The following is a 26276-nucleotide window of genomic DNA, read 5'->3' as shown; positions in this document are numbered from 1 at the left end:
GACACAGTTGTGATAAAGATCGACGAAGCAATCGCCGTACCCGCGCCACCGGGGCGGGTGTGGGCGGTCATTTCCGACCCCACCGAGGTGGTGTCGTGCATCAACGGTGCCGAACTCGGCCAGTTCCACGACGACGGCTCGTTCGACGGCACGCTGGTCGTGAAATTCAGCGCGATCCGGGTGCGGTTCGGCGCCCGGATGTCGCTGGAGCTGGACGAGCCCGCCTGGGAGGGACGACTTTCGGCGCGCGGGCGGGACGGGCAGGGCGCGACGCGGTTCACCGCGCACGCGAACTTCCGGATCAGCGAGGATCACGCGGGCGGCGCACGGGTGCAGGTGACCGGCGAGGTGGCCCTCGCGGGCAAGCTCGCGTCGGTGATCGAGGCGGGCGCCGGCGCCGTGGTGTCCCGGATGACCAACGACTTCACGGACGAACTGGTGCGCCGGTGCGCCGGGGAGACCGCGGTCGTGTCGGCGCCGAGCCGGCCGACCGTGTGGGCCCGCGTGCGCGCCTGGTGGCGCAGGACCATTCACAAGCGACAGAGCGAGCAGAGCGGAGTGGCAAGTGGCAAGACTCAATAGTGTGATCGGTGCGCTGGAATCGGGGCAGCACGCCTTCGCGGCGTTCGCGGCTCCCGAGCCGGCGGCGGCGCTCGACTTCGCGACCAGCGACTACGACGGTCTGGTGTTCGAGGCCGAGCACAAACCTTGGGACGCAACGATGTTGCGGGACAGCCTGCAGTATCTGCTCAACCGGCGACGGATATTCGAATCGGGCACGCTCGCCCCGTCGCCCACTCCGCTGATCCGGGTTCCCGTCAACGGCGCCGAACACGGCCAGTGGCACGCGAAGCAGGCTCTGGACCTCGGGGCGTACGGAATCGTGTGGCCGCACATCAGCCGGGTCGAGGAAGCGCGCAATGCGGTCGCGGCCTGCCGGTACCCCCGCCTGCCTGGCGAGGAGCGGTACGACCCGCCGGGCCTGCGCGGCGACGCGCCTGCGGCCGCCGCACGGTACTGGGGCCTGTCGAACGACGAGTACTACGCGAAGGCCGACGTGTGGCCGCTCGCCCCGGACGGCGAGATCCTCGTCGTGATCCAGATCGAGGATCAACTCGGCATCGAGAACCTCCCGGCCATCCTCGAACAGGTGCCCGGAATCGGTCTCATCCTCATCGGTGAGGGCGATCTCAGCCAGGAACTGGGCGTGCCCCGTCAACTCGACCACCCGCTGATGGTCGAGGCCAGGAGCCGGATCGTGAAGATCTGTCACGAACACGAAGTCGTGGTCGGCCACCCGCACGTGACGACGAGCAACGTCGAGCGGGTGCTCGACGAGGGCTACCGCTTCCTCATGTCCGCGCCGGTGCGCAGCTATCCCGGCCTGGAACTGGGCCGCAAACTCACCGGTCGCTCCTGACCCCGAACACTCACCTGGAGAACAACCTTCATGATCATCGACTGTCACGGCCACTTCACCACGGCGCCACCCGCGCTCGGACAGTGGCGCGAGCGCCAGATCAAGGCGTTCGAGGATTCGGGCGCGCGGGTCTCACCCGACGAGTTGCACATCGGCGACGACGAGATCACGGCCGCGATCGAACAGGGGCAGCTGAAGCTCCAACTCGAACGCGGCACCGACCTCACGGTCTTCTCCCCCGGCGCGGGAAAGATGGCCCACCACTACGGCGACGAGCAGACCAGCCTGGTCTGGTCGCAGGTCAGCAACGACCTCATCGCCCGGGTGTGCGGCCTGTTCCCGGATCGTTTCGCGGCGGTGTGCCAGCTTCCGCAGTCGCCCGGCGACGCGCTGGCCTCGTCCATCCGCCAGTCTGCCGCGGAACTCGAGCGCTGCGTCGAAGAACTCGGATTCGTCGGCTGCCTCCTCAACCCGGACCCCTCCGACGGGTACTGGCAGGCGCCGCCGCTGACCGACCGGATCTACTACCCGCTCTACGAGAAGATGGTGGAGCTGGACGTGCCCGCGATGATTCACGTCGCGATGTCGCGCAACCCCGCGATCCAGGGCACCTGCGCGCACTACCTCAACGGTGACACCGCAGCCTTCATGCAGCTGTGCCAGTCGGACCTGTTCACCGACTTCCCGACGCTGCGGCTGATCCTGCCGCACGGCGGCGGCGCGGTGCCCTACCACTGGGGCCGCTACCGCGGGATGATGCAGGACCAGGGCAGGCCGCCACTGGAGGAATCGTTGCTGCGCAACGTCTTCTTCGACACCTGCGTCTACCACAAGCGGGGCCTCGAACTTCTCACCGACATCATCCCCGCCGAGAACGTGCTCTTCGCCTCCGAGATGATCGGCGCCGTTCGCAGCGTCGACCCGGAGACCGGGCACCGATTCGACGACACCAAGGCGCTGCTCGACTCCATCGACTCCATCAGCGACGCCGACCGGCAGGCGATCTACGGCGGCAACGCGCTGAAGGTGTTCCCGCGCCTCGCGAGCCACGTCCGGAACCACCACAAGCAAGAAGAGGTCGCGCAGTGAAGGTTTACGAAGCGCTCGCAGCAGCGTTCGCCGCCGAGGGCACCACGGATGTGTTCGGCATGATGGGCGACGCCAACATGCACTGGATGAATGCCCTGGCCACCCGTGGGACGCGCCTGTACGAGGTGCGTCACGAAGGTGCGGGCCTGAGCATGGCCCACGGGTACGCCCGCGCCTCCGGCCTGCCGGGTGTCGTGACGACGACGAGCGGGCCCGGTACCGCGCAGCTGGCCACGTCGATGATCGTGGCGAGCCGTGCGCGCATCCCGCTGGTCGCGTTCTGCGGGGAGACGCCGCTGGGTGACGAGGGCGCCGTGCAGTACCTCGACCAGCGCCGGTTCGCCGCCGCGATCGAGTGCGAGTTCCTGCAGGTGACCAAGCCCGAGTCGGCCGCAGAAGTGGTGCAGCGCGCCTTCTACCTGGCCCGCACCCAATCCCGGCCGGTGATGATCAGCGCCCCGTTCGACGTGCAGCTGCAGGAGTTCGAGGACGACATGCCGTACGTCCCGTCCACCGAGCTGCTCCGGACCCCCAAGCTGCTACCGCACCCAGACCGGATCCAGCAGGCGTGCGAAATCATCGGGGCGAGCAAACGAGTCGTGATCGTCGCCGGTCGGGGCGCCCGCAACGCGGAAGCAGGCGAGCAGATCCTCGCGCTTCAGCGTCGCACCGGCGCCCTACTCGCCACCACGTTGCAGGCCAAGAACTGGCTCAGCGCCGAAACCGAGTACCACGTGGGGATCGCGGGCCTGTTCGGGAGCAGGCTGGCGATGGAACTGCTGCAGGAGGCCGACTGTGTGGTGTCGGTGGGCGCGAGCCTCAACCACTACACCATCGAGAGCGGATATCTGTTCCCCGAAGCCCGGTTCATCCAGATCGACACGGCGCCGCACCTGGTGATGGGCAACGGTCACGTCGCCGACTGTTACATGCAGGCCGACGCGGTCACCGCCCTCGATGCCCTGACGGGCGCGCTGGGGGTTCGCGGTATCGAGATGGAAGGCTTCCACACCCCCGAGGTGCACAGCCGGCTCACGGCCCCGCTGATCGACCCCGCCGAGTTCCGCAGTCAGCCCGGCCTGCTCGACCCGCGCGAGGCGATCTCGGTGCTCGACGCCGAACTTCCCGGCGAGATCGGGCTGGTGCTCGGCAGCGGACACCAGACGGACTTCGGCACCATGCTCTTCCAGCGGTCCCGCGAGATCACCTCGAACTACGGCATGTTCGGTGCCATCGGCCAGGCTCCGCTGCTGACCATCGGCACCGTCGTCGCCAACGGCGGCAAGCCGACGTTCGTGGTCGAAGGCGACGCGAGTTTCCTGATGCACCTGTCGGAGTTCGAGACCGCGTGCCGCTACGGCCTTCCGGTGCTCGTCGTCGTCATGAACGACGAAGGCCTCGGCGCGGAATTCCACAAGGCGAAGGCCAAGGGCCTCGACCCGGAGCTCGCCGTCATCCCTACCCCCGAACTCGGCACGGTCGGGAAGGCACTCGGCGGCGGCGGCGCCACCGTCCGCACGACCGACGAACTGCGCGCCGCGCTGGCCGAGTACGTCCGCGACCCCCGGCCCACCGTGATCGACGTGCGCATCACCCGCGACGTGCTCAGCGTGCCCTACCGGCGCATGCAGTACGGCGAGGACGTATGACCACGCGGGGACTGATCACGACCAACGAAACGAGGACTCGTCAATGAAAATCGTATTGGGCAGAGACGATCTCGCTGCCGTGGCCGTCGAGTGGGCCGCGGCCGCCGGTGCCACGCCCGAACGTCTCGACATCCGGCCCGTGCACAAGGCATCGCGCGGCTTCGTGAACGACGCGGCGGCGGACGTGTGCGAGCTGGCCGTGGTGACGCTGCTGCAGGCGGCCGCATACGACAAGCCGGTGGCGCTGCTGCCGATCACCATGCTCGGCCGGTACCAGCATCAGACCCTGGTGACACTGGGCGAACTGGACGTCGAGGGTGTGCGGGGCCGGAGCGTCGGCGTGCGCTCGTGGAGCCAGACCACCGGGGTGTGGCTGCGCGGGTTCCTCAGCGAGCAGTACGGCCTCGATCTGTCCGAAGTGGACTGGCACACGTACGAGGGCGGGCACGTCGACGGGGCCACCGACCCGGCGTGGGTCACGCGCGCCCCCGAGGGCGCAAAACTGCAGGCCGACTTCCTCGAAGGCCGGCTCGACTACGGGATCATGGGCAACGAACTGCCCTCCGACGACCGGATCCGCACCGCCATTCCCAACGCCCTCGCGGTTGCCGCCGAATGGGCCGCACGCAAGGGTTTCGCTCCGATCAACCACGTGGTGGGGTTCAGCGCGGCGGCCGCCGACGAGGACCCGAAGGCGGTACTCGCGGTGTACGACGCGCTGGCCGAGGCCGCCGCGACTGCCGGTCCCGCAGCGGGGCCGGTGAACCTGAGCCCCGTCGGGTTCGCCGGTCTGCGCGGGCCTGTCACCGACGCCGCCCGCTACGCCTACGAGCAGGGGGTGCTGCCGCGCCGCGTCGAGTTCGACGAACTGGTCGATCGCACCTGCGCCGCGCTCGGGGTGACCGCGTCCCGGCTCGGCGGCTGAACCACTCGCTCCCTCTGGAATACGAAAGGCTGAACATGAACACGCTCTCGGTCGCACTCGGCGACTACCGGCACGTGCAGGCCCTGCTGGGCGGCGACGTCACGGTGAACGGCTACGAGGTGAAACCGGTCGAGGTCAGCCCGATCATCGGCGCATACCGCCGGATGATCCGCGACCTCGAGTTCGACGTGTGCGAACTCGCGCCGACCTCCTACCTGATGGCGTTGCAGGCCGGGGTTCCGCTCACCGGCATCCCCGTCTTCCTCAACCGCCGCTTCCACCACGCCGACGTGCAGTGCGCTTCGGCGTCGGGAATCCGCTTCCCCGCCGATCTCGAAGGTAAGCGGATCGGTGTCCGCGCGTACACGGTGACCACCGGAGTGTGGATGCGCGGCATCCTGCGCGACGAGTACGGCCTCGACATCGACACCGTGAAGTGGGTCGTGGACGACGACGACCACATCGAAGGCCGGGCTCCCTCGAACGTCGAGCGCGTCACCGACGGCCGGTCGCTCGGTGAGTTGCTGCGGGCCGGCGAGATCGACGCCGCATTCAGCGGCAACGCCGGCACCGGACGTGCGGGGGCGCCGCGGGCCGGGTGGTCGGCGGCGGCCGAGCAACCCGCGGTCGAGGACGGGCCGTACCCGCTGTTCCCCGACCACGAGGTGCTCGCCACCGACTGGTACCTGCGCACCGGGATCTATCCGCTGCACTCGGTGATCGCGATCCGCAGCGAACTCGTCGACCGCGATCCGGCGCTGCCCACCGCCCTGTACGCCGCATTCGCCGAGAGCAAGCGCCGTCAGATCGAGGCCGATCCACAGTGGTCGGCGCTGGCGCGACTAGGCAAGCAGGCCAAGCAGATCCAGAGCGATCCGATCCCCTACGGTCTCGATGCCAACGACGCGAGTGTGCGTGCGCTCGTGAAGTACTCCCGGGACCAGGGTCTCCTCGACCCGGACTTCTCCACCGATCCCCACCAGGTGTTCGCCAAGGGCGAGTACCCGGACGCCTGAGCCAGCCCACCGAACGAGAAAGGTGTAGACCTTGGACATCGTCGACACCCACTGCCACATCATCTCCGACGACGTGACCCGCTACCCCCGGGCCCCGATCGGCGGGACCCAGTCCGGTTGGGCGACCACCCGCCCGGTCACCGCCGACGGCATGGTCGAGCGCATGGACGAAGCCGGGATCTGCCAGGCCGTACTGGTACAGGCGACAACCGCCTACGGCTACGACAACTCCTACGTACTCGACAGCCGCGCCCAGCGGCCGGACCGGTTCATCGTGGTGGGCACGGTGGATCCGTTGCGGCCGGACGCCGCCGACAACTTGGAGGCGGCGGTCGGCGACAACGGCCTCGCCGGGGTCCGGCTGTTCACCAGTGGCAGCACGGTGCCCACCCAGGGCGAGTGGTTCGCCGCGCCGGAGACGTATCCCTTCTGGGACAAGGCCACCGAACTCGGAGTCACGGTGTGCCTGCAGATGCGGCTCGGACCGGCGACCGAGCAAGTGCACCAGCTGCTTCGCCGGTTCCCGTCGGTCCGCGTGCTGCTCGACCACATGGGGTACCCCGACATCGCGGCCTCACCCACCGACGCCGGCGAAGCGGTGGCGGAGCTGGCTGTCCATCCTGGCCTGCACCTCAAGCTGACCCACCGCAATCTCGAACCTCTCCACGACGCCGGCGAAAAGGCCTCTGGTTTCCTCGATCCGGTGCTGGCAGCGTTCGGAGCGCACCGGATCGCGTGGGGTTCCAACCTGCCCGCCGCCGAACAGTCACTGCCTGAACTCGTCGCCCTCGCCCACAAGGTACTGGCCGACGTACCCGAGCCCGAACGCCGCGAGATCTTCGCGGGCACCGCGCGACGGCTGTATCCCGGCCTGGCCGGATAGGTACTTTTCGCGAGAAACCCGCGGGTCTTGCCGGGTGTTCGGTTCTTTCGAGCCGAACACCCGGCCGACCGGCCTGTTCAGGATCGCCAATGGAAGGGAGCAAACCACGCCGATGACCGTCCTCTCCGGCCTCCGCGGACAAACCTTCGCGTCGCTGCGCACCACCAACTTCCGCCGTTACATCACCGGCCAGACGATCTCGCAGGCCGGCAAGTGGATGCAGACCATCGCCCAATCATGGCTCGTCCTCGAACTTTCCGGCTCCGCCACCGCAATCGGTGCGGTGATGGCGTTGCAGACCGTGCCGATGCTCCTCGTCGCCCCGTATGGCGGGGTCGTTGCCGATCGGGTCGACAAGCGGCGCCTGATGATCGCCTTGCAAACCCTGATGGGGGTGCAGGCACTGGTCCTCGGAATTCTCACCGTCACCGGAACGGTCCACCTCTGGCACGTCTACGTTCTCGCTCTCGTGCTCGGCCTGAACCAGTGCTTCGAAACTCCGACACGCCAATCGTTTCTCCTCGAGATGGTCGGGGCCGATCGACTTCGCAACGCCGTCAGCCTGCAATCGGTGCTCACCTCCACGGCCCGGATGGTCGGTCCTGCCGTCGCCGGGCTCGTCATCGCCGCCGGCGGTGTCGGTCTGTGTTTCCTTCTCAACGCCGCAAGTTTCGTCGCGGTCGTGATCTCCCTGCTCACTCTCGATGTCTCGCAGCTCAATCCGTCACGACCGACGGTCCGGGCTCGCGGTCAGCTCCGCGAAGGTCTCGCGTACGTCCGGCAGTCCGCTGAACTGACCGTACCGCTGACCATGATGGCGCTGGTCGGTTGTTTCGCCCTCGAATTCCCCGTAGTGCTACCGGTGATCGCCGACCAGACCCTCGACGCCGGGCCGGGAGCGTACGGCTTCATCACCGCCGCGATGGGAGCGGGATCGGTGGTGAGCGGGCTCGCTGTCGCAACCTGGGGCCGTACCGGAACCGGGCCGCTCGTCGTCACCGCGACGGCGTTCGGAGCCGTTCTCCTCGTCGCCGCCGTCGTCCCCAATCTGTGGGTCATGCTGGTCGTCATGGCCTGTGTCGGAGCCTGCAGTGTCGCGTTCAACTCGACGACGAACAGCACACTGCAACTCGCCGCCGCACCGGACAAACGCGGGCGGGTCATGGCCCTGTTCGGCATGGCATTCATCGGATCCACCGCGGTGGGCGGGCCCATCACCGGATGGGTGTGTGAGCAGTGGGGCGGCCGCGCAGGACTGCTTCTCGGGGCCGTCGCCTGCCTGATCGCCGCGGCAATCGGTGCACTGCGTCCGAGAGACCGGACTCGGCCACCGACCTAGTCGTGCGCCTGCTCCACGACCCAGGCCGCGACCTGGGTGCGGGAGGTGAAACCCAGCTTGGCCAGGATGTGCTCCACGTGACCCTGGGCGGTACGCGGTGAGATCACGAGGCGGTCGGCGATGGCCTGGTTGGTCAGGCCTTCGGCGATGAGGTCGGCGACCTGACGTTCCCTCTTGGTCAGTCGCGTCGGCGCGTCGGTGTCCGGTGTGGAGGTACCGGGCTGCGCTTCGTGGAGGGCGTAGGCGATGGCCGCGTCGAAGCCGAGCTGTTCACCTTTGCGGTGGGCCGCCGCGAATGCTGTGTCCCCGAGTCCCTGCCGGGCCTTCTCGGCGAATTCCGTCTGGTAGACAATCAGATTGGAATGGATGACCGCAGCACTGCCCACCGACCCCGCCAGCCATTGCGCGGCTCCCATCAGCACCGCGGCCCGAGTCGGATCTCGCGTCTCGCACGCGATCCAGGCCAGCGCTTCGACGGCGGCTGCGGCGAAGCGGGGGCTGTGCACCTGCCGCGACAGCTCCAACGATTCCTCGAGGTACCGAACTGCGCGATCGGCGGCGCCCTGTCGCCACACCGCAATTCCCAAGGCCCACAGCGAATGCGATCGGTACATCTTCTCGCCGTACTTTTCCGTGATCGCGAGGACCCGCTCGTGGCGCTCGACGGCCCGCTCGGTCTGGCCGGACAGTCCGTAGGCCAACCCGAGAAGATAGAGCACGTTCGTCTCGAGTGTGCGATCCCCGCGTGTGCTGAACTCGGCGAGTGCAGTTTCGAGGTGTGTGCATGCGTCTGGGAGGTCCCCGCTGTAGAGGGCCGACGTTCCGTCGGCGAAGGAGACGAACGCGCGCATCATAGGGTCGCTCGTGTGCGCGGTGAGGTTCCGCGCCTCCGCCACGAGCGCGGCACCGGACTCGAGATCGCCCTGCACGTTGGCCATCACGCTGGCGCAGTAGAGCGCCCTGATCCGGTCGACCGTCGGCTCTCCGGGGCAGCGGGCCAGTAGGTCGGAGAACCAGCGCCGCCCCTCGCTGTACAGACCCTGGGAGGTCCAGAACCAGCGGAGTGCGGCGGCGGTGCGCAGGCCGGCGGCGGGATCGTCGTCGATGCAGAACTCCAGTGCCTCACGGAGGTTCGGTTGCTCCCGCTTCAGGCGGGCGATCCAGTCCAGTTGCCGGGCGCTGATCCACTCGGCCTCCGCGGTGAGCGCCAGCGCCTCGTACCAATCCCGGTGCCGGCGACGCAAAGTCACGGTCTCGCCGGTCTGCTCGAGTTTCTCGTAGCCGTACGCGCGGAGGGTCTCGAGCATCCGGAACCGCACCACCGACCCGTGCTCCTCCCGGATCAGGATCGATTTCTCCACCAGGGAGGTCAGCGTGTCGAGCAATTCGTCCGGGCCCAGTCCGTCGCCGCACACCTGCTCGGCGGCATCGAGTTCGACGCTGCCGGCGAAGACCGCCAACCGTCCCCACATCAGTTGCTCACCGGCGGTGCACAGTTCGAAACTCCAGTCGATGGACAACCGCAAGGTCTGCTGCCGCGTCGGCGCACCCCTGCTGCCGCGCGACAGCAGGGAATAGCGGTCGGTCAGACGCCCCAGGATCTGCTCGGGCGACATCGCCCGCAATCGGGCGGCGGCCAGTTCGATCGGCAACGGCAATCCGTCGAGGCGGTGGCAGATCCCCGCCACCGCCGCCGCGTTGTCCTCGGTGAGCGCGAAACCGGGAACCGCGGCGGCGGCGCGTTCGGCGAACAGGTGCACCGCATCGTATTTCGGTAATCCCCGCAACGACAGCCTGCGATCGGGATCCGGCACGGCCAGCGGCGGCACCTGCAGCACCGCTTCCCCGCCGATGCCGAGGGATTCGCGGCTGGTCGCCAGAATCCGCAGCGCCGGGCACACCCGCAACAGCGTCTCGGTCAGCTCCGCCACCGCGTCCACCAGGTGCTCACAGTTGTCGAGGACCAGCAGCAGTTCCCTGGAGGCGAGGAACTCGATCAACACCTCGCGCAGCGGCCGCGCCGAATGGTCCCGCACCCCCACTGCCGCGGCCACCGCGTCCACCAGCGAAGACCCGTCGCGCAGTTCGCCCAACTCGACCAGCCGCGCACCGTCGCCGTAGTCGCGTTGCACCCCCGCGGCGACGCGCATCGCCAGCCTCGTCTTGCCGACCCCTCCGATCCCGGTCAGCGTCACCAACCGCGACCCGGCGAGCAGGTTCTTCGCCTCGGTGAGTTCGTGCCGGCGGCCGACGAAACTCGTCAGTTCCAAGAGGAGGTGTCCCGTCACGCCGCTCGCTGGTGTGGTGCCGCGCGGTCCGTGCCCTCGGTCGTGGACCTGCGCGTCGGGTTCCGTGCGGAGGGCCATGTCGTCGACGGAAAGACCGCGATCGAGTTGAATCCGCCGCAGTTCCTCCCCGAAGTCGGCGGCCGTCGCCGGACGTTCACCGGGAGTACGGGACATCGCCCGGGCGATCACGTCGGACACGTCGTCGGGGATCCCGTGCTCCCGCAGGTCGGGCACGGGTTGCGTGGTGATGCGCAGGAATTGCGCGACCACCTGCTCCCCACTGCGGCGTTCGAACGCGGCATGACCGGTGAGGGCACTGAACAGCGTCGCCCCGAGACCGTAGACGTCGGCGGCCGGGCTCGGCGGGTCACCCTGGAGGACCTCCGGCGCGGTGTAGGCCGGCGACCCGGTGACAGCGCCGGTCGCGGTCTCGAAACCGCCGCTGATGTGGGCGATGCCGAAGTCCGTCAACTCCGGTTCGCCGTAATCGGTGAGCAGGATGTTCGCGGGTTTGATATCCCGGTGCAGGATGCCCAGCCGGTGCGCCGTCTCCACCGCGCCGGCGACCTTCACCCCCAGCCGCAGCACCTCGTCCAGTTCGAGGGGACCGTCCTTGCGGACCCGGGCCTCCAGCGACCCGTGCGGGTGATACGGCATCACGATGTACGGAACTCCGCTGTCGGTGGCCCCGACCTGCAGGACGCCGACGATGTTCGGATGACCGGTGAGCCGGCCCATCGCCCGCTGCTCCCGGAAGAACCGGGCCTTGTTCTCCTCGTCGAGATCGACGGTGAGCACCTTCACCGCCACCGTGCGATCCAGATCCGCCTGGGTGCAGCGGTAGACCACTCCGAAGCCGCCGCGTCCGATCTCCCGGGCGTCGTCGAAACCGGCCGCACTCAGCTCCGACGCCACGACGGGGACGACGTACCGCTGCGTGTCGAGCGGATCACCTTCACCCATCGGACGGACCACTCACCCCGTCGGCTCGTGCCGCCGCGCGCTGGTTCCGACGGCACGACCAGAGCACAGATACAACCGTGGACTCGCCTCTCGATGGCGTGCCCACAAGGATATCGCTGCCATCGGTCGAATCATGACGTCCGGGTGGAGTTCCGCACGATGAGGCGTCCGTGGAGTTTCCCCGGCGGCACGGGCCGGTCGAGGTTGTCGAGGCGGTTGACGAGCTGTGTGACGGCAACGCGGGCAAGGAGTTCGGGCTGCAGGTCCACCGAGGTGATAGGGGGCGTCGCGGATCGGGTGTGCTCCGAGTCGGAGCCGCCGACGATCTGGACGTCGCCGGGAACGTCGAGCCCGCGTTCCCGGGCTCGTGCGAGCACTCCGGCCGCGTGCCTGCCGGTGAGGCAGTACACCGCGTCGGGCGGGTCGCTGCGGTCGAAGAGTTCGTCCGCAGCGTCGCGGCCGCCGGACTCCCCGGTGGTCTCGGGCCGGTGGGCGACCAGCGGGTCCTGACCGCGCGCCTCCGCCCAGGCGCGGTAGGCGGCCTCGGCGCCGAGGTTCCACGAATTGGGGTCGGTCCCGGCAACGAGGGCCACTCGCGTGGCACCCGCTTCGTCGAGGTGCCGCAGCACCAGGTCGGTCATGAATTCGGTGTCGGTGTCGATCGAGTTCTCGTACTCGGCCCGCGCCGGATCTCTGCCGACGGACAGGAACGGCACGCCTTCCACGAGGAGCATCTCGATGAGGGGATCGTCGGTGACGGGTTCCGTGATCAGGAACCCGTCGCAGGCGAGGGCGGCGGCCGGCGACTCTTCGCGGGTCGGGTCCGACACCAGCATGAGTCCGTATCCGAAGTCCATCGCGGCCAGCGCCGCCGAACCCGCGAACCGCAGGAAGTAGTCGACGCCATCGGGGAGCGAAGAATCCAGCGTCTCGAGGGGCCGGAGCACGAGGGCGAGGATGCCGAGACGGTTGCTGCGCAGCCCCCTCGCGACCACATCCGGCCGGTAGCCCAGGGACTTCGCGGTCGCGCGGACCCGCTCCCGCGTCGCGGCGGCGACGACCCCTTTGCCGCTGAACGTGTGCGACACCGTGGTGGTCGACACCCCGGCGTGCCGTGCCACGTCGGCGATGGTGGGTCGCGATCGTTTCTCCGTCACCGGATCAGGCTACCAACTGTCCGACCTGCACCAAATCGATTTGTAAATTGGTTTCTCACACTCTTGTCCAAATCGATTTGGTTCCGTACGGTGACCCGGGTCACGCCAGATCGGCGATTGCGCCGCCAGCCGCACATCCGTGCTCGTCTACCCGGAGGACCCCATGGCATCGACACAAGCAGACTCCCGCGCGGCGAAACCCGGCACGACGCCGCCCGCCGACCGTGCCGGGCAGGTGGAGACGCACGGCATCGACTTCATCCCCGACGGCGAGCGACACGGCCGCGCCCGGGACCTGTTCGCGGTGTGGGCGGCGCCCAACGTGAGCTACCTGGCCCTGGTCGTCGGCGGCGCACTGATCCTGATGGGCCTGTCGTTCTGGCAGGCGCTCGCGGTGATCGTGGTCGGCAACCTGTTCTCGATCCTCACCGGGATCGTCGCCGCCAGTGGACCGGCGTCGGGCACACCCAGCGAGGTGATCACCCGGGCGATCTTCGGCATCCGCGGCAATCGGGTGAACATCCTCGTGACCAGCTGGTTCATCAGCGTCTGCTACCTGGCGCTGAACTGGGCGGCCGCGTCGTACACGGCGTTCCGGCTCCTCGAACGGTTCGGCATCCACGCGACCACCCCGGTGAAGGTCGTCGTCATCCTGGCGATCGCCGCCGCCACGCTGGCCATCGGTGTGTACGGGCACGCGACGATCGTGCGGCTCTACCAGCCGCTGGCCGTCGTGCTGATCCTGATCTTCGTGGTGATGGCCGGCTACGTCCTCGGGAGCGCCGACTGGGGTTACCAGCCGGCGGAGGCGCTCCACGGGATCGGACTGTGGGCGACGGTGGCCGCGGGTGTTTCCATCGTGGCGTCGGCTCCGCTGTCCTACACCAACAGTGCGGACTTCGCCCGCTACCTGCCGGCGACCACGTCGCCGGTGTCGGTCACCGTCTGGACGGCACTCGGCGCGTTCGTCCCCAGCGTGTTGTTCACCGCGCTCGGCGCACTCGCCGGCACCGGACTCGACATGGCCGACCCGCAGATCGCACTCGAGGCCATCCTCCCCTCCTGGTTCACGCCGATCTTCCTGCTCGCCGTCATCGTCGGCACCATCGCCAACAACGCGATGACCGCATACAGTTCCGGGCTCGCGCTGCAATCGGTCGGGCTGCGCCTGCGACGCTCGCGCAGCGTCCTCCTCGACGGCTCGATGGGCGTCGCCATGACGCTGTACGCCCTGCTCGTCTCCAACTTCCTCGACACCGTCAGCAACATGATGCAGCTCGTCGTGACCGTGATGGGTCCCGTGATGGCCGTCTACGTCGCCGACGTCCTGTGGCGCCGCAACCGCTACGACGGCCTCGGGCTCGGCGACGAAACCAGCAGCAGCCCCTACTGGTACACCGGCGGGATCAACTGGGCGGGAACGGTCGCCGTCTTCACCGGCATCGCCGCGGCCGCGCTCTGCGTCGCCGCCCCGGTCTACACCGGACCCGTCGCGAACGCGGTCGGCGGCGTCGACCTGTCGTTGCCGGTCGGTTTGCTCGTGTCCGCGGCGCTGTACGTCGTGCTGATGCGCTCGTACCGAACCCGCTGACCCTCTGTGATCAATTGCTCCACAGCTTTATTCACACCATCTGGATAACGAGGACGATCATGACCGAATCCACCACTGCCCGCCCTCACGTCTGCGTCGACGACACCCGGCCGCGCGAACGCGGTGTCGCCCGCGGCACGCAGCTGCGCACCGACCTGCCCGCGTCCGTGGAACTGTATCTGCGCCTGTTCGATACGGTCGGCGTGAGCGAGAGCCGGACCCGCGACAGTGCGCACTGTCTCGCGGATGTCCTGGGGGCGTGGGGTCCCCGGTACCTCGACGAGATCGAGGGCATCGCTGTCGGCGCCGGGCTCGAAACCTGGCACGTGATGGCACTGAACGGCCGCACGGAGATCCTGTCCCAGGCCACCGCGGCCCGCCCCGGCGAGTGCTCCACCATCGCCTACGCACCCGCGGATCGCGCGTCGGCGCCGTTCGGGATCCAAACCTGGGACTGGCATCAGGAACTCGACCCGTACTGGCACACCCATCAGGTGCGCGGAACCCCCCACGCCTACGTCGGGCTGACCGAGCACGGCATCCTCGGCAAGATCGGGATGAACAGTGCGGGCCTCGGCGTGTTCTTCAACATCCTCGGCCACCGCGACGACGCACCGGCCGGGGTGCCCGTGCACATCCTGTCGGCGGCGGTCCTCGGTGAAGCCGGAACCGTCGACGAGGCCCTCGATCTGCTGCGCTCGGCGCCGATCGCAACCTCGGGCGCGCTGACGCTGATCGACCCCGACACCGTCGCGTGCGCCGAGGTCAGCCCGGTCGGCGTCGCCGCCCTGCACCCGACGGACGGATTCCTGACGCACACCAACCACTTTCTCGACCCGGCCAACGCCGCCCGCGAGAAGGCCGGCCTGTACGAGCCCGACTCCCAGGACCGCTACGGGCTGATCGCCTCCCGGCAGCAGCGGTACGCGGCGCCTGCCGTCGCCGATCACCTCGTCGAGTACCTGTACTCCGATCCGGGGCAGCCCCAACTGTGCTGCGTCCCCGCCCCGGACGCGGTCTTCGGTCAGCGCTGGGCCACCCTGTCGACGGTGCTGCTCGAACCCGAGCACCGGCGGGCCCGCATCCTCGCCGGCACGCCGCTCGACGGTCGCCGACGGTCGTGGACCACCCTCGACGCCCCCGCGTCCGCGCCCGCACCCGCGTTCGTGGCCGGGTGACCCCCACGTGAGTGGCAAAGCGTGCGCCGCCACTCTTTGCCACTCACGTGGGGGTCAGGCAACCAGATTCGCCGAGGCCCAGTCCATGTGCGTCTGAATCGCTTTGGCCGCTTCGTCGGCGTCGCCGGTTTCGATGGCGTCGACGATGGCGCTGTGCCGGCCGACGTCCATGTTGCCGACGGCGCGGTCGAGGCCGGCGAACATGATCGACATCCGGATGGATCCCTCGAGAGAGATCCAGGAGTGCAGGAGTGTGTCGTTGCCGGTCAGCGAACACATGGTGCGGTGGAAATTCAGGTCGGCCTCGATGCGGGCCTCGAGGACCGCGGTGTCCATCACGTCGAGGGCAGCGCGCAGTTCCGCGATGGCGGTGGTGCGGTCGGCCAGGCCGGCGAGTTCCCGGACCGCCAGTGCCTCGAGGGCGGCGCGGACAGCGAAGATGTCGCGGATCTCCTTGGAATCGAGGTGCCGCACATACAGGCGACCCCGCGCACCCGCGGAGATCAAGCCCTCTTGCTGGAGTTGCCGCATCGCCTCGCGGAGCGTGCCGCGGCTGATCTGCAGCATCTCGGACAGTTCCGTCTCCACGAGCGGGCTGCTCGGCGCCAGTTCCCCACTGGTGATCGCGACCCGCAGGGCGGCGACGGCCTGCTGACGGAGGCTGGTCTTCTCCAGCCCGAGCAGTGCGGCGGGTTGTCCGGCCATGGGTGCCTCCGTGGGGTCGGCGATCGACTGTCGACAGCGGTCTGTTGACAGCAACCTGTTGACAGCCATCGTACGGCCCTCGCCCCCGGACCCGCGGCGAGGGCCGTACGTGCAGGTCATCCCAGTTCGTCCAGCACCTTGGCGACGATCCGGTCGGTGCTCAGGCCGTACCGATCGTGCAGGGTGGGCAGGGCGCCGGCGTCGAGAAACTCGTCCGGGAGGGCGATCGGCACGACACGCTTGCCGAGTCCGGCCGTGACGACGGCGGCCGCGACGGTTTCGAAGAGGCCGCCGATCACGGTGTGGTTCTCCAGCGTGACCACCAGGCGGTCGGTGTCGATCTCGGCCAGGACGGTCGCGGCATCGAACGGTTTGATCGTCGGCGTGTGCACGACCGCGACGTCGACGTTGTGCCCGGCCAGCCGATCGGCGGCCTGCAGCGCGCGCATCGTCATCAGCCCACTGGTGACGAAGACGACGTCGTTGCCGCCGCGGAGGACCTTCGCCTTGCCCAGCTCGAACGTGTAGTCGTACTCGTCGAGCACGGTCGCGACCTTCCCCCGCAGCAACCGCAGGTACGTGGGACCGTCGGACGCGGCGAGTTGCGGGACGGCCTGCTCGATGTCGATCGAGTCGCACGGGTCGACGATGGTGAGGTTGGGGATGCCCCGGAAGATGGCCATGTCCTCGGTGGCCTGGTGGCTGGGCCCGTAGCCGGTGGTCAGGCCGGGGAGGCCGCCGATGATGTTGACGTTGAGGTTCGGTTCGGCGATGTCGAGGCACAGGAAGTCGTAGGCGCGGCGTGCGGCGAACACCGAGTACGTGGACGCGAACGGCACGAGGCCGGTCTCGGCCATCCCGGCGGCGGCTCCGAGCAGAAGCTGCTCGGCCATCCCCATCTGGAAGAAGCGGTCGGGGAACTCCTGCGCAAAGATGTGCATGTCGGTGTATTTGGCGAGGTCGGCGGACAGCCCGACGATCTTGTCGTTCTCCCGAGCAGCCTGTACGAGGGCGTGCCCGAACGGCGCGGACGCGGTCTTCTGCCCCTCGTCGACGAACGAGGCGATCATGGCCGAGGTCTTGAGCTTCGGCTTGCTGGCGGCGGTGGTCATGTCAGGCGTCCTTGTTGTCGAAGCCGGCGGTGAGCTGGTCGCGGCAGATCTGCCACTCGTGTTCGTCGATGCGCATGAAGTGCGCCTTCTCCCGGGTCTCGAGCAGGGGCACGCCCTTGCCGACGCGGGTGTCGCAGAGAACGATCGACGGCTTGCCGTCGGATTCGGCCGCGGCGTTGTCGAATGCGCGCACCAAGGCGGTGACGTCGTTGCCGTCGACGCGCTCGACGTGCCAGCCGCAAGCCGCCCACTTGTCGTGCACGGGTTCGGTGCTCAGCACCGTGGAGGTCGCACCGTCGGCCTGGAGGGCGTTGATGTCGACCATCGCGGTGAGATTGCCGAKCCGGTGGTGGTGCGCGCCCATCGCCGCCTCCCACGTCGAGCCCTCGTCGAGTTCGCCGTCGGAGAGGAAGTTGAAGACGCGGGCCGTCGAATTCTGGTGCCGCAGACCGAGGGCCATGCCGACCGCGATGGTCAGTCCGTGCCCGAGGGAGCCCCCGGAAATTTCCATGCCGGGGGTGTACGTGGACATCGCCGACATCGGCAGCCGGGAGTCGTCGGAGCCGTACGTCTGCAGTTCGCTGCGGGGGATGATTCCGGCCTCGGCGAGCGCGGCGTAGAGGCCGATCGCGTAGTGGCCGGTGGAGAGCAGGAACCGGTCGCGGCCTTCCCACGCGGGATCGTCGGCGCGGTAACGCAGTCGGTCGGCGTAGACGGTGGCGAAGATGTCGGCGGCCCCGAGCGCCTGCCCGACGTATCCCTGGCCCTGTTCCTCACCCATGTCGATGACGTTGTGCCGCATGCGGTAGGCGAACTGTTCGACGGTCGCGATGCGCGACGCTTCACTGGTCGTGTCTTCGGCCGCGGTAACGGCGGTTGTGATGGTCACAGGAGTTCCTTTTCCTTGCGGATCGTGGGCGTGGTGCCGGTCGACGTCGGCGCGTCGGCGCTTTTGGAATCGGCGCGCTCCGCGGCCTCGGCGGCGAGGCGACGTTCGGTGGGTCCCCAGGTCTCCCTGGTGATCAATGCCGCCCACAGTCCGATCAGGGCGTACGTGCTGAACAGCAGCGCGGGGCCCCACCAGCCGAAGGAGACGAACAGCAGCGTGGTGACGAAGGGCGTGAAGCCGGAGACCATCGCCGAGATCTGGTAGGCGAGGGACGCTCCCGAGGCACGGCGCGAGGCGTCGAAGAGTTCGGGGAACCACGCACCCTGCGCTCCCGCCAGCGAGTTCTGGCAGACGCCGTAGGAGATCACGATGGTGGCGATGATCAGGACGAAGAGACCGGTGTTGACCAGAAGGAACATCGGAATTCCGAACAGTGCGGCAAAGGCGCAGGACGCAATGTAGAGGGGGCGTCGTCCGATGCGGTCGGTGAGCCGGGCCCAGGCGACGGTGGCGAAGATGCCGATCGCGGACGCGATGCACAGGGCGACGAGGGTTTCGGACTTTCCGGCGAGACCCTGGTTGTGCAGGTACGAGATCATGTACGTGATCGACACCGCGTAGCCCGCCGTCTCGGCGACTCGAAGACCGATGCCGCGCAGGATGTTTCGCCAGTCGTATTTGATGGATTCGAGCACCGGCGACTTGACGATGTCGCCTTCGTTCTTGACGTCCTCGAAGACCGGGGACTCGGGCACCTTCGACCTGATGACCAGGCCGACCATGACCAGGACGATGCTGGCGAGGAACGGCACCCGCCAGGCCCAGTCGCCGCCGAGGTGCACGCTGAACAGGAACACCAGATTCGCCAGCAGCAGCCCGACGGGGAAGCCGGCCTGCACGATGCCGGTGAACTTGCCCTTGGATTTCCAGGGGGCGTGCTCGTAGCTCATCAGGATCGCGCCGCCCCATTCCGCGCCGAAGGCGAGGCCCTGGATGACGCGGACGAGAACCAGCAGCACCGGCGCGATCAGCCCCACCTGCGAATAGGTGGGCAGCAGGCCGATCGCGAACGTCGCGAGACCCATCGCGATCAGCGACGCCACCAGCACCGGCTTGCGGCCCAGCTTGTCGCCGAGGTGCCCACCGAGCACGCCGCCGAGCGGGCGCGCTGCGAAGCCGACACCGAGCGTCGCGAACGCCGCGAGTGTTCCGGTGACCGGATCCGCGCCGGGAAAGAAGGCCGTACCGAAGTACAGCGCCGCGGCGGTGCCGAACCCGATGAAGTCGTAGGTCTCGATGACGGCACCCACGGAGGAGCCGATCGCTACGCGCCTGGCGTCCTTCGTGCCATGGACAGGACCTCGCATCCTGAGTGTTTCGGTACTCATGGGGACTCCTCTTCGGGCTGCCGGTTCTACGATTGCCGCGGATTTGTTGACTGTCAACAGTGCGGTGTTCACAGTGTGATCCGAGCCACGTCCATCTGTCAACCGTTATCCGCCGACGGTTGACTGTTAACAGTTGATCGACTTACTGTGGTGGCAGTCACCTACCGCGTCGTCGACCGGCTTCCTGCACTCCACCGCAGGCCGGGACCCGCGATCCCAGCTACACGAGGAGCGATCATGTCGTCCATCCAGCGCACCGCCGTCGTCACCGGCGCCACCTCCGAGCGCGGTATCGGTCTCGCCACCGCCCGCCGCTACGCCGAGGAGGGATGGGCGATCGTCGTCCTCGACCTCGACGGCGAGAAGTCCGCGAAGGTCGCCGCCGAGATCGGGAACGAGTTCGGCGTCCCCGCGTTCGGTCACGACATCGATGTCGCCGACGAGCAGTCGGTCCAGCGGGCGCACGACGCCGTCGCCGCCGAGGTCGCCGGCGGAAACCTCCCGGCTGTGGGGGCGCTCGCGAACATCGCCGGCATTACGTCGCCGGTGCCGTTCCTCGAGACCACGCTCGAACTGTGGAACAAGGTGATGGCGGTCAACGCCACCGGCACCTACCTGGTCACCCGCGCATTCCTGCCCGCGATGATCGACAACGGCTGGGGGCGTGTGGTGAACATGTCGTCGGTCTCCGCCCAGCGCGGCGGCGGCGTCTTCGGGAAGGTTCCGTACTCGTCCGCGAAGGCCGCGGTCCTCGGGTTCACCAAGTCCCTCGCGCGGGAACTGGGCGACAGCGGGGTCACCGTCAACGCCGTCACCCCGGGTGCGGTCGACACCAGCATCCGGGTCGGCAGCACCGCCGAGCAGGAGGCCGCGCTCTGCCGCGACATTCCCCTCGGCCGGGTCGCGACCACCACCGAGGTGGCGGCGGTCATCACCTTCCTGTCCTCCCAGGACGCCGCGTACCTCACCGGCACCATCGTCGACATCAACGGCGGCAGCCACCTGCACTGACCGGATACGTGAGTGGCAAAGAGTGCGGGAGCACTCTTTGCCACTCACGTGAAGGTTTTTTGAAGGTGTGTCGATCCATGCCACCCCCCGTTCGACCTGAGGATGAGAAGGTCCAAGAGGGCCCCGACATCCAAGGAGACGAACCATGAAGTACATGCTGATCATGCGCGCCACGGACGAGACCTTCGCGGCATTCCAGGACGCCGACTTCGGCGAGATCATGGACGCGATGGGCAAGTTCAACGACGAGATGATCCGGGCGGGCGTGCTGCTCGCCGCCGAGGGCCTGGACCCCGACCCCGAATCGGGTGTCGTGGTCGACTACTCCTCCGAGACTCCGGTGGTGACCGACGGCCCCTACGGTGAGACGAAGGAGTTGTTCGGCGGCTTCTGGATGCTCAACGTGGCATCGAAGGAGGAGGCCGTGGAGTGGGCGAAGCGTGCCCCGATGGCCGGTCCCGGTTCGAAGGCGGAGATCCGCCGGGTCACCACGATCGACGAGTTCCCGCAGGACAACGAGTGGATTCAGAAGGAGCGGGCGTGGCGCGAAGAGACCGGCCAGCTCTGAGCGGGTCGGCGGGCGGCGGCCACACCGGGCGTGAGGCCGTCGCCGCCGTCTGGCGGATCGAGTCGGCGCGGATCGTCGGTGCGCTCGCCCGGTACACCTGCGATTTCGCGCTGGCCGAGGACCTCGGCCAGGAGGCGCTGGCGGAGGCACTCGTGAGCTGGCCACGCGACGGCATTCCCCACAACCCGGCGGGATGGTTGCTCACCGTCGGCCGCCGCCGCGCGATCGACGCGTTCCGTCGGCGCGCCGCCCTCGACGAGCGGTACGCCGTCCTCGCCCACGAACTGGGCGAGGGCGGCGCCGTCTCGGGTCCCGCGCCCGCCGATGCGGCCCGCGGCACCGGCGACGTGCTGTGGGATCCGGACCAGATCGACGACGACATCCTCGCGTTGATGTTCATCTCCTGCCACCCCGTGTTGTCGCGGGAGTCGAGGGTGGCGCTCACGCTGCGGGTGGTCGGCGGTCTGACGAGCGACGAGATCGCGAAGGTGTTCCTCGTCCCGACCGCGACTGTGCAGGCCCGGATCACCCGGGCGAAGAAGACGCTCGGCGCGGCCCGGGTGCCGTTCGAGGTGCCGCCCGCCGGGGAGCGGGCCGAGCGGCTCGGCTCGGTGCTGAGCGTGATCTACCTGATCTTCACGGAAGGGTCGTCGGCCAGCTCCGGCGGCGACCTGATCCGCCTCGACCTGGCGAGCGAGGCGCAACGCCTCGCCCGGGTGCTGACCCGGCTCGTACCCGACGAGCCCGAGGTCCACGGCCTGCTCGCGCTGCTCGAGCTGACCGCGGCGCGGTTCCCGGCCCGCACCGGGCCGGACGGTGAGCCGGTTCTGCTCGAGCAGCAGGACCGCCACCGATGGGACCGTTCCGCGATCCGGCGCGGACGAGCCGCCCTCGCCCGCGCCGAACAGGTCGGCCGGGGCCTGGGCGCCTACGGCCTGCAGGCGGTGATCGCCGAATGCCATGCCGTCGCGCCGTCGGTCGACGCGACGAACTGGGAGCGGATCGTCCTCGTCTACGAGGCACTCGGCCGGCTGGCGCCGTCACCGGTGGTCGACCTCAACCGGGCGGTGGCGGTGTCCATGGCCCAGGGACCGGCCGCGGCGCTGCCGATCGTGGACGAACTAGTGGCCGCGCAGGCGCTGTCGAACTCGCACCTGCTGCCCAGTGTTCGCGGCGAACTGCTCACCCGCCTGGGACGCACCGGCGAGGCGCGGACCGAACTCGAGCTCGCTGTGACGCTGTGCGGCAACGAGCGCGAGCGGACCGTGCTCGAACGGAAACTATCCGACCTGGACAGGTGACGCGAGCGGGGCGTGCCGGTAGGCCGCCGTCTCGAAGTCCAGGTAGCCGCCGAACGAGACGGGGTCGGCGAACGGCAGGATCTGCGTGGCCCAGTACCCGGCGATTCCGGTGCGACGATCGATCCAGTAGTACGAGTTGGCGAGCCCCGCCCACCCGAGCGATCCCCGCGGACGGCCGGTGGGTGCGTCCTCCTCGTTCACCATGAACGTGTACGCCCACGACTTACGCTGTCCGGGAAAGAATTCGGCGTCGTTCGTGAGGGACGGAATCACAGCCGGCAGCATCCCGACCTCCTGACCCTCCAGACCGTTGCACACGGCCGCCTGCACGGTGTCGGCCCGCAGCACTCGTCCACCGGGCGCGTCGCCGTCGTTCAGCCACATCCGCAGGAACTTCAGGTAGTCGCCGACCGTCGAGTACAGGCCGTGCCCGCCCATGTGGATTTCCGGGTCCTGCGGGAGCACCAGATCCAGTGGGGTCAGCCGGCCGTCCTCCTCGCGCTGGTGGATCGTCGCGCGCCGGGCCGCCATCGACCCGGTCAGGGTGAACGACGTGTCACGCATGTCGAGCGGTGCGAAGACCCGCTCGGCCATCACCTCACCGAGTCGCTTGCCGCGGATCGCCTCGACCACCTGACCGGCCCAGTCGATGTTCGTCCCGTACTGCCACTTGGTGCCCGGATCGAACAGCAACGGCGTCTTCAGCGACGCCCTGCTTGCCGTGATCACGCTGGGCTGGTCGTGTTCCACCCCCAGCCGGTTGTAGGTCTCGTCGAAGAAGGCGTATCCGAACCCGGCGGTGTGCAGCAACAGCATCCGGGTGGTGATGTCGCGTTTCGGGGCCCGCAGCACCGGGTCGCCGTGGTCGTCGAATCCCTCGATGACCTGGATGTCGCCGAGTTCGGGAACGTACTCGCGGGCGGGCGCGTCGAGGTCGAGCAGCCCTTCTTCGGCGCACTGCAGCACCGTGGTCCCGGTGATCGCCTTGGTGGTGGAGAAGATCGCGAAGACGGTGTCGGTGGTCATCGGTTCGCCATCCGCGACCGACCGCACGCCGGCCGCACCCTCGAACACCGTCCGGTCGCGGTCGGTCACCATCGCGACCACTCCGGGTACCCGTGGCGCATCGTCCGCGGTGACGTCGTCGAGAACCTTGCCGAGCGCGGCATTGAGATCGGACATTCCACTCTCCTGTCGTGTCTGTGGTCACTGGCGGAAAGTGACGCTAGGACCGACGGGAGGGTAATGACGTCTCTGTTCGGCAGGGCACGTCTCGGTTCGGCACTATCCGGTGGCGGGCGTCACAGTCGCGGCGCGACCGGCACACGGAAAGGCCCCCGGCTGCCGTGGGCACACCGGGGGCCGACGCCGTGGTCAGGAGCCGACGTACGCCGCGAGGTGCTCGCCGGTGAGGGTGGAGCCTGCGGCCACCAGATCTTCCGGCCTGCCCTCGAAGACGATCCGGCCGCCGTCGTGACCGGCGCCGGGGCCGAGGTCGATGATCCAGTCGGCGTGCGCCATGACCGCCTGGTGGTGCTCGATGACGATGACCGACTTGCCGGAGTCGACGAGCCGGTCGAGCAAACCGAGCAACTGTTCGACGTCGGCGAGGTGGAGGCCGGTGGTCGGCTCGTCGAGGACGTAGATCTCACCCTTGTCGGCCATGGCGGTGGCCAGCTTGAGCCGCTGCCGTTCGCCGCCGGACAGCGTGGTGAGCGGCTGCCCGACGCTGAGGTAGCCGAGTCCGACGTCGGCGAGCCGCTGCAGAATCTTGTGCGCCGCCGGGATCCGTGCCTCGCCGGCGCCGAAGAACTCCTCGGCCTCGGCCACCGGCATCGCGAGCACTTCGGCGATGTTCCGGCCGCCGAGTTTGTACTCCAGCACCTCCGCCTGGAACCGCTTCCCCTCGCACTCCTCGCAGGGGGATTCGACGGTGGCCATCACGCCGAGGTCGGTGTAGATGACGCCGGCGCCGTTACAGGTGGGGCAGGCGCCCTCGGAGTTGGAGCTGAAGAGCGCCGGCTTCACACCGTTGGCCTTCGCGAACGCCTTGCGGATCGGTTCGAGCAGTCCGGTGTAGGTGGCGGGGTTGCTGCGCCGGGAACCCTTGATCGCGCCCTGGTCGATCGACACCACGCCGTCCCGGTCGGACACCGAACCGTGGATCAGCGAACTCTTGCCCGAGCCCGCCACCCCGGTCACGACCACCAGCATGCCGAGTGGGATGTCGACGTCGACGCCGCACAGGTTGTGGGTGTCTGCGCCGCGCACCTCCAGCGCCCCCGACGATTCGCGGACGGACGACTTCAGCGTGGCGCGGTCGTCCAGGTGCCGTCCGGTGAGCGTGTCACTGGCCCGCAGACCCTCGACGGTGCCCTCGAACACCACCTCGCCGCCCTCGGTGCCTGCGCGCGGGCCGAGATCGACGACGTGGTCGGCGATCGCGATCGCCTCCGGCTTGTGCTCGACGACGAGCACCGTGTTGCCCTTGTCGCGGAGTTGCAGCAGCAGGCCGTTCATCCGCTGGATGTCGTGCGGGTGCAGGCCGATGGTCGGCTCGTCGAAGACGTACGTGACATCGGTGAGCGAAGAGCCGAGGTGGCGGATCATCTTCGTGCGCTGCGCCTCTCCGCCGGACAGCGTGCCGGACGGCCGGTCGAGCGAGAGGTAGCCCAGGCCGATTTCCGTGAACGAGTCGAGGAGGTGCTGCAGCCCGGTGAGCAGGGGCGCCACCGACGGTTCCTTCAGGCTCCGCACCCAGTCGGCGAGGTCGCTGATCTGCATCGAGCAGACGTCGGCGATGTTCTTCCCCTTGATCTTCGACGATCGCGCACCCTCGCTGAGCCGGGTGCCGTCGCAATCGGGGCAGGTGGCGAACGTGATCGCCCGCTCCACGAACGCGCGGATGTGCGGCTGCATCGCGTCGACGTCCTTGGCCAGGAACGACTTCTGGATCTTCGGGATCAGGCCCTCGAACGTGATGTTGACGCCCTCGACCTTGATCTTGGTCGGCTCCTTGTAGAGCAGGTCCTGCAACTGCTTCTTGGTGAACTTCGAGATCGGCTTGTCCGGGTCGAAGAAGCCGCAGCCGCGGTAGATGCGGCCGTACCAGCCCTCCATGCTGTAGCCGGGAATTGTCAGCGCGCCCTCGTTCAGCGACTTGCTGTCGTCGTACAGCGCAGTCAGGTCGAAATCGGTGACCGATCCCCGGCCCTCACACCGCGGACACATGCCGCCGGTGATGCTGAAACTGCGCCGCTCCTTCGTCTGCTGGCCCCCGCGCTCGATGGTGACCGCGCCCGCGCCGGAGATCGACGCGACGTTGAAGGAGAACGCCTGGGGCGAACCGATGTGCGGCTTCCCGAGGCGGCTGAACAGGATCCGCAGCATCGCGTTGGCGTCGGTGGCGGTGCCGACGGTCGAGCGGGGGTTCGAGCCCATCCGCTCCTGGTCGACGATGATCGCCGTCGTCAGACCGTCGAGCACGTCGACGTCGGGTCGCGCCAACGTCGGCATGAACCCCTGTACGAACGCGCTGTACGTTTCGTTGATCATCCGCTGCGACTCCGCGGCGATCGTGGCGAACACCAGCGAACTCTTGCCCGAGCCGGACACCCCGGTGAACACCGTCAGCCGGCGCTTCGGCAACTCGACGCTGATGTCCTTGAGGTTGTTCTCGCGCGCACCGTGCACGCGGATCAGGTCGTGACTGTCGGCAAGATGCAGCTCAGGCGACTCCGATTCCGTGGCCATGCTCATCGTGTCTCCATCTGTTCGGGCGGAGCCGCGTTCACGGTCTCCGTC

At 68.4% G+C, this 26276-nt stretch carries 21 protein-coding genes; 13 read left to right on the top strand and 8 right to left on the bottom strand.

From position 1 onward, the window contains the following. The first annotated feature begins 9 nt into the window (after positions 1–9). The 8 genes from AC1DWT_RS21355 to AC1DWT_RS21320 all read left to right on the top strand — a co-directional run bounded on the left by AC1DWT_RS21355 (position 10) and on the right by AC1DWT_RS21320 (position 8321). Positions 10–582, top strand: coding sequence for an SRPBCC family protein (locus AC1DWT_RS21355; protein ID WP_387493477.1), 573 nt, complete (start codon positions 10–12; stop codon positions 580–582). Then, a complete protein-coding gene (locus AC1DWT_RS21350; RefSeq protein WP_477922062.1) occupies positions 566–1420 on the top strand; it encodes an HpcH/HpaI aldolase family protein in 855 nt (284 codons plus the stop codon). Before AC1DWT_RS21355 ends, AC1DWT_RS21350 begins: the two co-directional genes overlap by 17 nt. Positions 1421–1450: 30 nt before the next feature. Further along, the gene (locus tag AC1DWT_RS21345) at positions 1451–2509 is read left to right on the top strand and encodes an amidohydrolase family protein (protein ID WP_477922060.1); all 1059 of its coding nucleotides are present in this window, start codon (positions 1451–1453) and stop codon (positions 2507–2509) included. Then, positions 2506–4158: a thiamine pyrophosphate-binding protein gene (locus tag AC1DWT_RS21340; protein WP_477922058.1), complete on the top strand. Its 1653-nt coding sequence runs from the start codon at positions 2506–2508 to the stop codon at positions 4156–4158. The genes AC1DWT_RS21345 and AC1DWT_RS21340 overlap by 4 nt, the downstream gene beginning before the upstream one ends. Positions 4159–4201: 43 nt before the next feature. Next, positions 4202–5083, top strand: coding sequence for a hypothetical protein (locus AC1DWT_RS21335; RefSeq protein ID WP_477922056.1), 882 nt, complete (start codon positions 4202–4204; stop codon positions 5081–5083). A 35-nt stretch (positions 5084–5118) separates the two neighbouring features. Beyond that, positions 5119–6099, top strand: a complete 981-nt coding sequence (locus tag AC1DWT_RS21330; protein WP_095865613.1) for a substrate-binding domain-containing protein — start codon at positions 5119–5121, stop codon at positions 6097–6099. A 31-nt stretch (positions 6100–6130) separates the two neighbouring features. Further along, complete coding sequence (locus AC1DWT_RS21325; RefSeq protein ID WP_477922054.1) at positions 6131–6982, top strand: amidohydrolase family protein; 852 nt, start codon at positions 6131–6133, stop codon at positions 6980–6982. A gap of 112 nt (positions 6983–7094) precedes the next feature. Beyond that, positions 7095–8321 carry an MFS transporter gene (locus AC1DWT_RS21320; RefSeq protein ID WP_477922052.1) on the top strand — a complete coding sequence of 409 codons (1227 nt, stop codon included), beginning with the start codon at positions 7095–7097 and terminating at the stop codon, positions 8319–8321. Here the strand turns inward: AC1DWT_RS21320 and AC1DWT_RS21315 are convergent. Together AC1DWT_RS21315 and AC1DWT_RS21310 are read right to left on the bottom strand one after the other, a co-directional pair. Continuing rightward, complete coding sequence (locus AC1DWT_RS21315; protein WP_477922050.1) at positions 8318–11572, bottom strand: protein kinase domain-containing protein; 3255 nt, start codon at positions 11570–11572, stop codon at positions 8318–8320. The two genes, AC1DWT_RS21320 and AC1DWT_RS21315, sit on opposite strands and share 4 nt — an antisense overlap. 131 nt (positions 11573–11703) lie before the next feature. Continuing rightward, a complete protein-coding gene (locus AC1DWT_RS21310) occupies positions 11704–12729 on the bottom strand; it encodes a LacI family DNA-binding transcriptional regulator (RefSeq protein ID WP_477922048.1) in 1026 nt (341 codons plus the stop codon). A 163-nt stretch (positions 12730–12892) separates the two neighbouring features. On the opposite strand from AC1DWT_RS21310, the gene AC1DWT_RS21305 reads away from it, so the two are divergent. Next, positions 12893–14320, top strand: a complete 1428-nt coding sequence (locus AC1DWT_RS21305; protein ID WP_477922046.1) for a purine-cytosine permease family protein — start codon at positions 12893–12895, stop codon at positions 14318–14320. Between the two features lie 59 nt (positions 14321–14379). Continuing rightward, complete coding sequence (locus tag AC1DWT_RS21300) at positions 14380–15498, top strand: C45 family autoproteolytic acyltransferase/hydolase (RefSeq protein WP_477922044.1); 1119 nt, start codon at positions 14380–14382, stop codon at positions 15496–15498. Between the two features lie 54 nt (positions 15499–15552). Here AC1DWT_RS21300 and AC1DWT_RS21295 read toward each other — a convergent pair whose 3' ends face one another. From AC1DWT_RS21295 to AC1DWT_RS21280, 4 genes are all read right to left on the bottom strand, one after another. Beyond that, entirely contained in the window at positions 15553–16203 is a 651-nt protein-coding gene (locus tag AC1DWT_RS21295; RefSeq protein ID WP_072943589.1) for a GntR family transcriptional regulator, read from the bottom strand. 116 nt (positions 16204–16319) lie between these two features. Further along, positions 16320–17315 (bottom strand): transketolase family protein, encoded by a 996-nt coding sequence (locus AC1DWT_RS21290; protein ID WP_477922042.1) that lies wholly within the window; start codon positions 17313–17315, stop codon positions 16320–16322. Position 17316: 1 nt separating this feature from the next. Then, the gene (locus tag AC1DWT_RS21285; protein ID WP_477922040.1) at positions 17317–18204 is read right to left on the bottom strand and encodes a transketolase; all 888 of its coding nucleotides are present in this window, start codon (positions 18202–18204) and stop codon (positions 17317–17319) included. After that, positions 18201–19592, bottom strand: a complete 1392-nt coding sequence (locus AC1DWT_RS21280; RefSeq protein ID WP_072943595.1) for an MFS transporter — start codon at positions 19590–19592, stop codon at positions 18201–18203. Before AC1DWT_RS21280 ends, AC1DWT_RS21285 begins: the two co-directional genes overlap by 4 nt. Positions 19593–19829: 237 nt before the next feature. Here AC1DWT_RS21280 and AC1DWT_RS21275 point away from each other — a divergent pair, with 237 nt between their 5' ends. The 3 genes from AC1DWT_RS21275 (at position 19830) to AC1DWT_RS21265 (ending at position 22472) form a co-directional block, all read left to right on the top strand. Continuing rightward, positions 19830–20603, top strand: a complete 774-nt coding sequence (locus AC1DWT_RS21275; protein WP_477922038.1) for an SDR family NAD(P)-dependent oxidoreductase — start codon at positions 19830–19832, stop codon at positions 20601–20603. 145 nt (positions 20604–20748) lie between these two features. Then, positions 20749–21171 carry a YciI family protein gene (locus AC1DWT_RS21270; RefSeq protein ID WP_072943599.1) on the top strand — a complete coding sequence of 141 codons (423 nt, stop codon included), beginning with the start codon at positions 20749–20751 and terminating at the stop codon, positions 21169–21171. Then, positions 21144–22472, top strand: coding sequence for an RNA polymerase sigma factor (locus AC1DWT_RS21265; RefSeq protein ID WP_477922036.1), 1329 nt, complete (start codon positions 21144–21146; stop codon positions 22470–22472). Before AC1DWT_RS21270 ends, AC1DWT_RS21265 begins: the two co-directional genes overlap by 28 nt. Here AC1DWT_RS21265 and acmB read toward each other — a convergent pair. Beyond that, entirely contained in the window at positions 22452–23654 is a 1203-nt protein-coding gene (acmB, locus tag AC1DWT_RS21260) for a methyl acetate hydrolase AcmB (RefSeq protein WP_095865603.1), read from the bottom strand. The genes AC1DWT_RS21265 and acmB overlap by 21 nt on opposite strands. A gap of 192 nt (positions 23655–23846) precedes the next feature. Continuing rightward, positions 23847–26231, bottom strand: coding sequence for an ATP-binding cassette domain-containing protein (locus tag AC1DWT_RS21255; protein ID WP_072943604.1), 2385 nt, complete (start codon positions 26229–26231; stop codon positions 23847–23849). Positions 26232–26276 lie beyond the last annotated feature (45 nt).

Source organism: Rhodococcus sp. P4_B6 (assembly GCF_056402215.1).
The sequence above is the reverse complement of the archived record's forward strand: the minus strand, read 5'-3'. Positions and strand labels throughout refer to the sequence as shown.

Coding starts and splice junctions, on each gene's coding strand:
- AC1DWT_RS21315 (WP_477922050.1), bottom strand. CDS start 11,572: ATGGGTGAAGGTGATCCGCTCGACACGCAGCGGTACGTCGTCCCCGTC.
- AC1DWT_RS21330 (WP_095865613.1), top strand. CDS start 5,119: ATGAACACGCTCTCGGTCGCACTCGGCGACTACCGGCACGTGCAGGCC.
- AC1DWT_RS21255 (WP_072943604.1), bottom strand. CDS start 26,231: ATGAGCATGGCCACGGAATCGGAGTCGCCTGAGCTGCATCTTGCCGAC.
- AC1DWT_RS21300 (WP_477922044.1), top strand. CDS start 14,380: ATGACCGAATCCACCACTGCCCGCCCTCACGTCTGCGTCGACGACACC.
- AC1DWT_RS21270 (WP_072943599.1), top strand. CDS start 20,749: ATGAAGTACATGCTGATCATGCGCGCCACGGACGAGACCTTCGCGGCA.
- AC1DWT_RS21280 (WP_072943595.1), bottom strand. CDS start 19,592: ATGAGTACCGAAACACTCAGGATGCGAGGTCCTGTCCATGGCACGAAG.
- AC1DWT_RS21275 (WP_477922038.1), top strand. CDS start 19,830: ATGTCGTCCATCCAGCGCACCGCCGTCGTCACCGGCGCCACCTCCGAG.
- AC1DWT_RS21305 (WP_477922046.1), top strand. CDS start 12,893: ATGGCATCGACACAAGCAGACTCCCGCGCGGCGAAACCCGGCACGACG.
- acmB (WP_095865603.1), bottom strand. CDS start 23,654: ATGTCCGATCTCAATGCCGCGCTCGGCAAGGTTCTCGACGACGTCACC.
- AC1DWT_RS21290 (WP_477922042.1), bottom strand. CDS start 17,315: ATGACCACCGCCGCCAGCAAGCCGAAGCTCAAGACCTCGGCCATGATC.
- AC1DWT_RS21335 (WP_477922056.1), top strand. CDS start 4,202: ATGAAAATCGTATTGGGCAGAGACGATCTCGCTGCCGTGGCCGTCGAG.
- AC1DWT_RS21295 (WP_072943589.1), bottom strand. CDS start 16,203: ATGGCCGGACAACCCGCCGCACTGCTCGGGCTGGAGAAGACCAGCCTC.
- AC1DWT_RS21320 (WP_477922052.1), top strand. CDS start 7,095: ATGACCGTCCTCTCCGGCCTCCGCGGACAAACCTTCGCGTCGCTGCGC.
- AC1DWT_RS21345 (WP_477922060.1), top strand. CDS start 1,451: ATGATCATCGACTGTCACGGCCACTTCACCACGGCGCCACCCGCGCTC.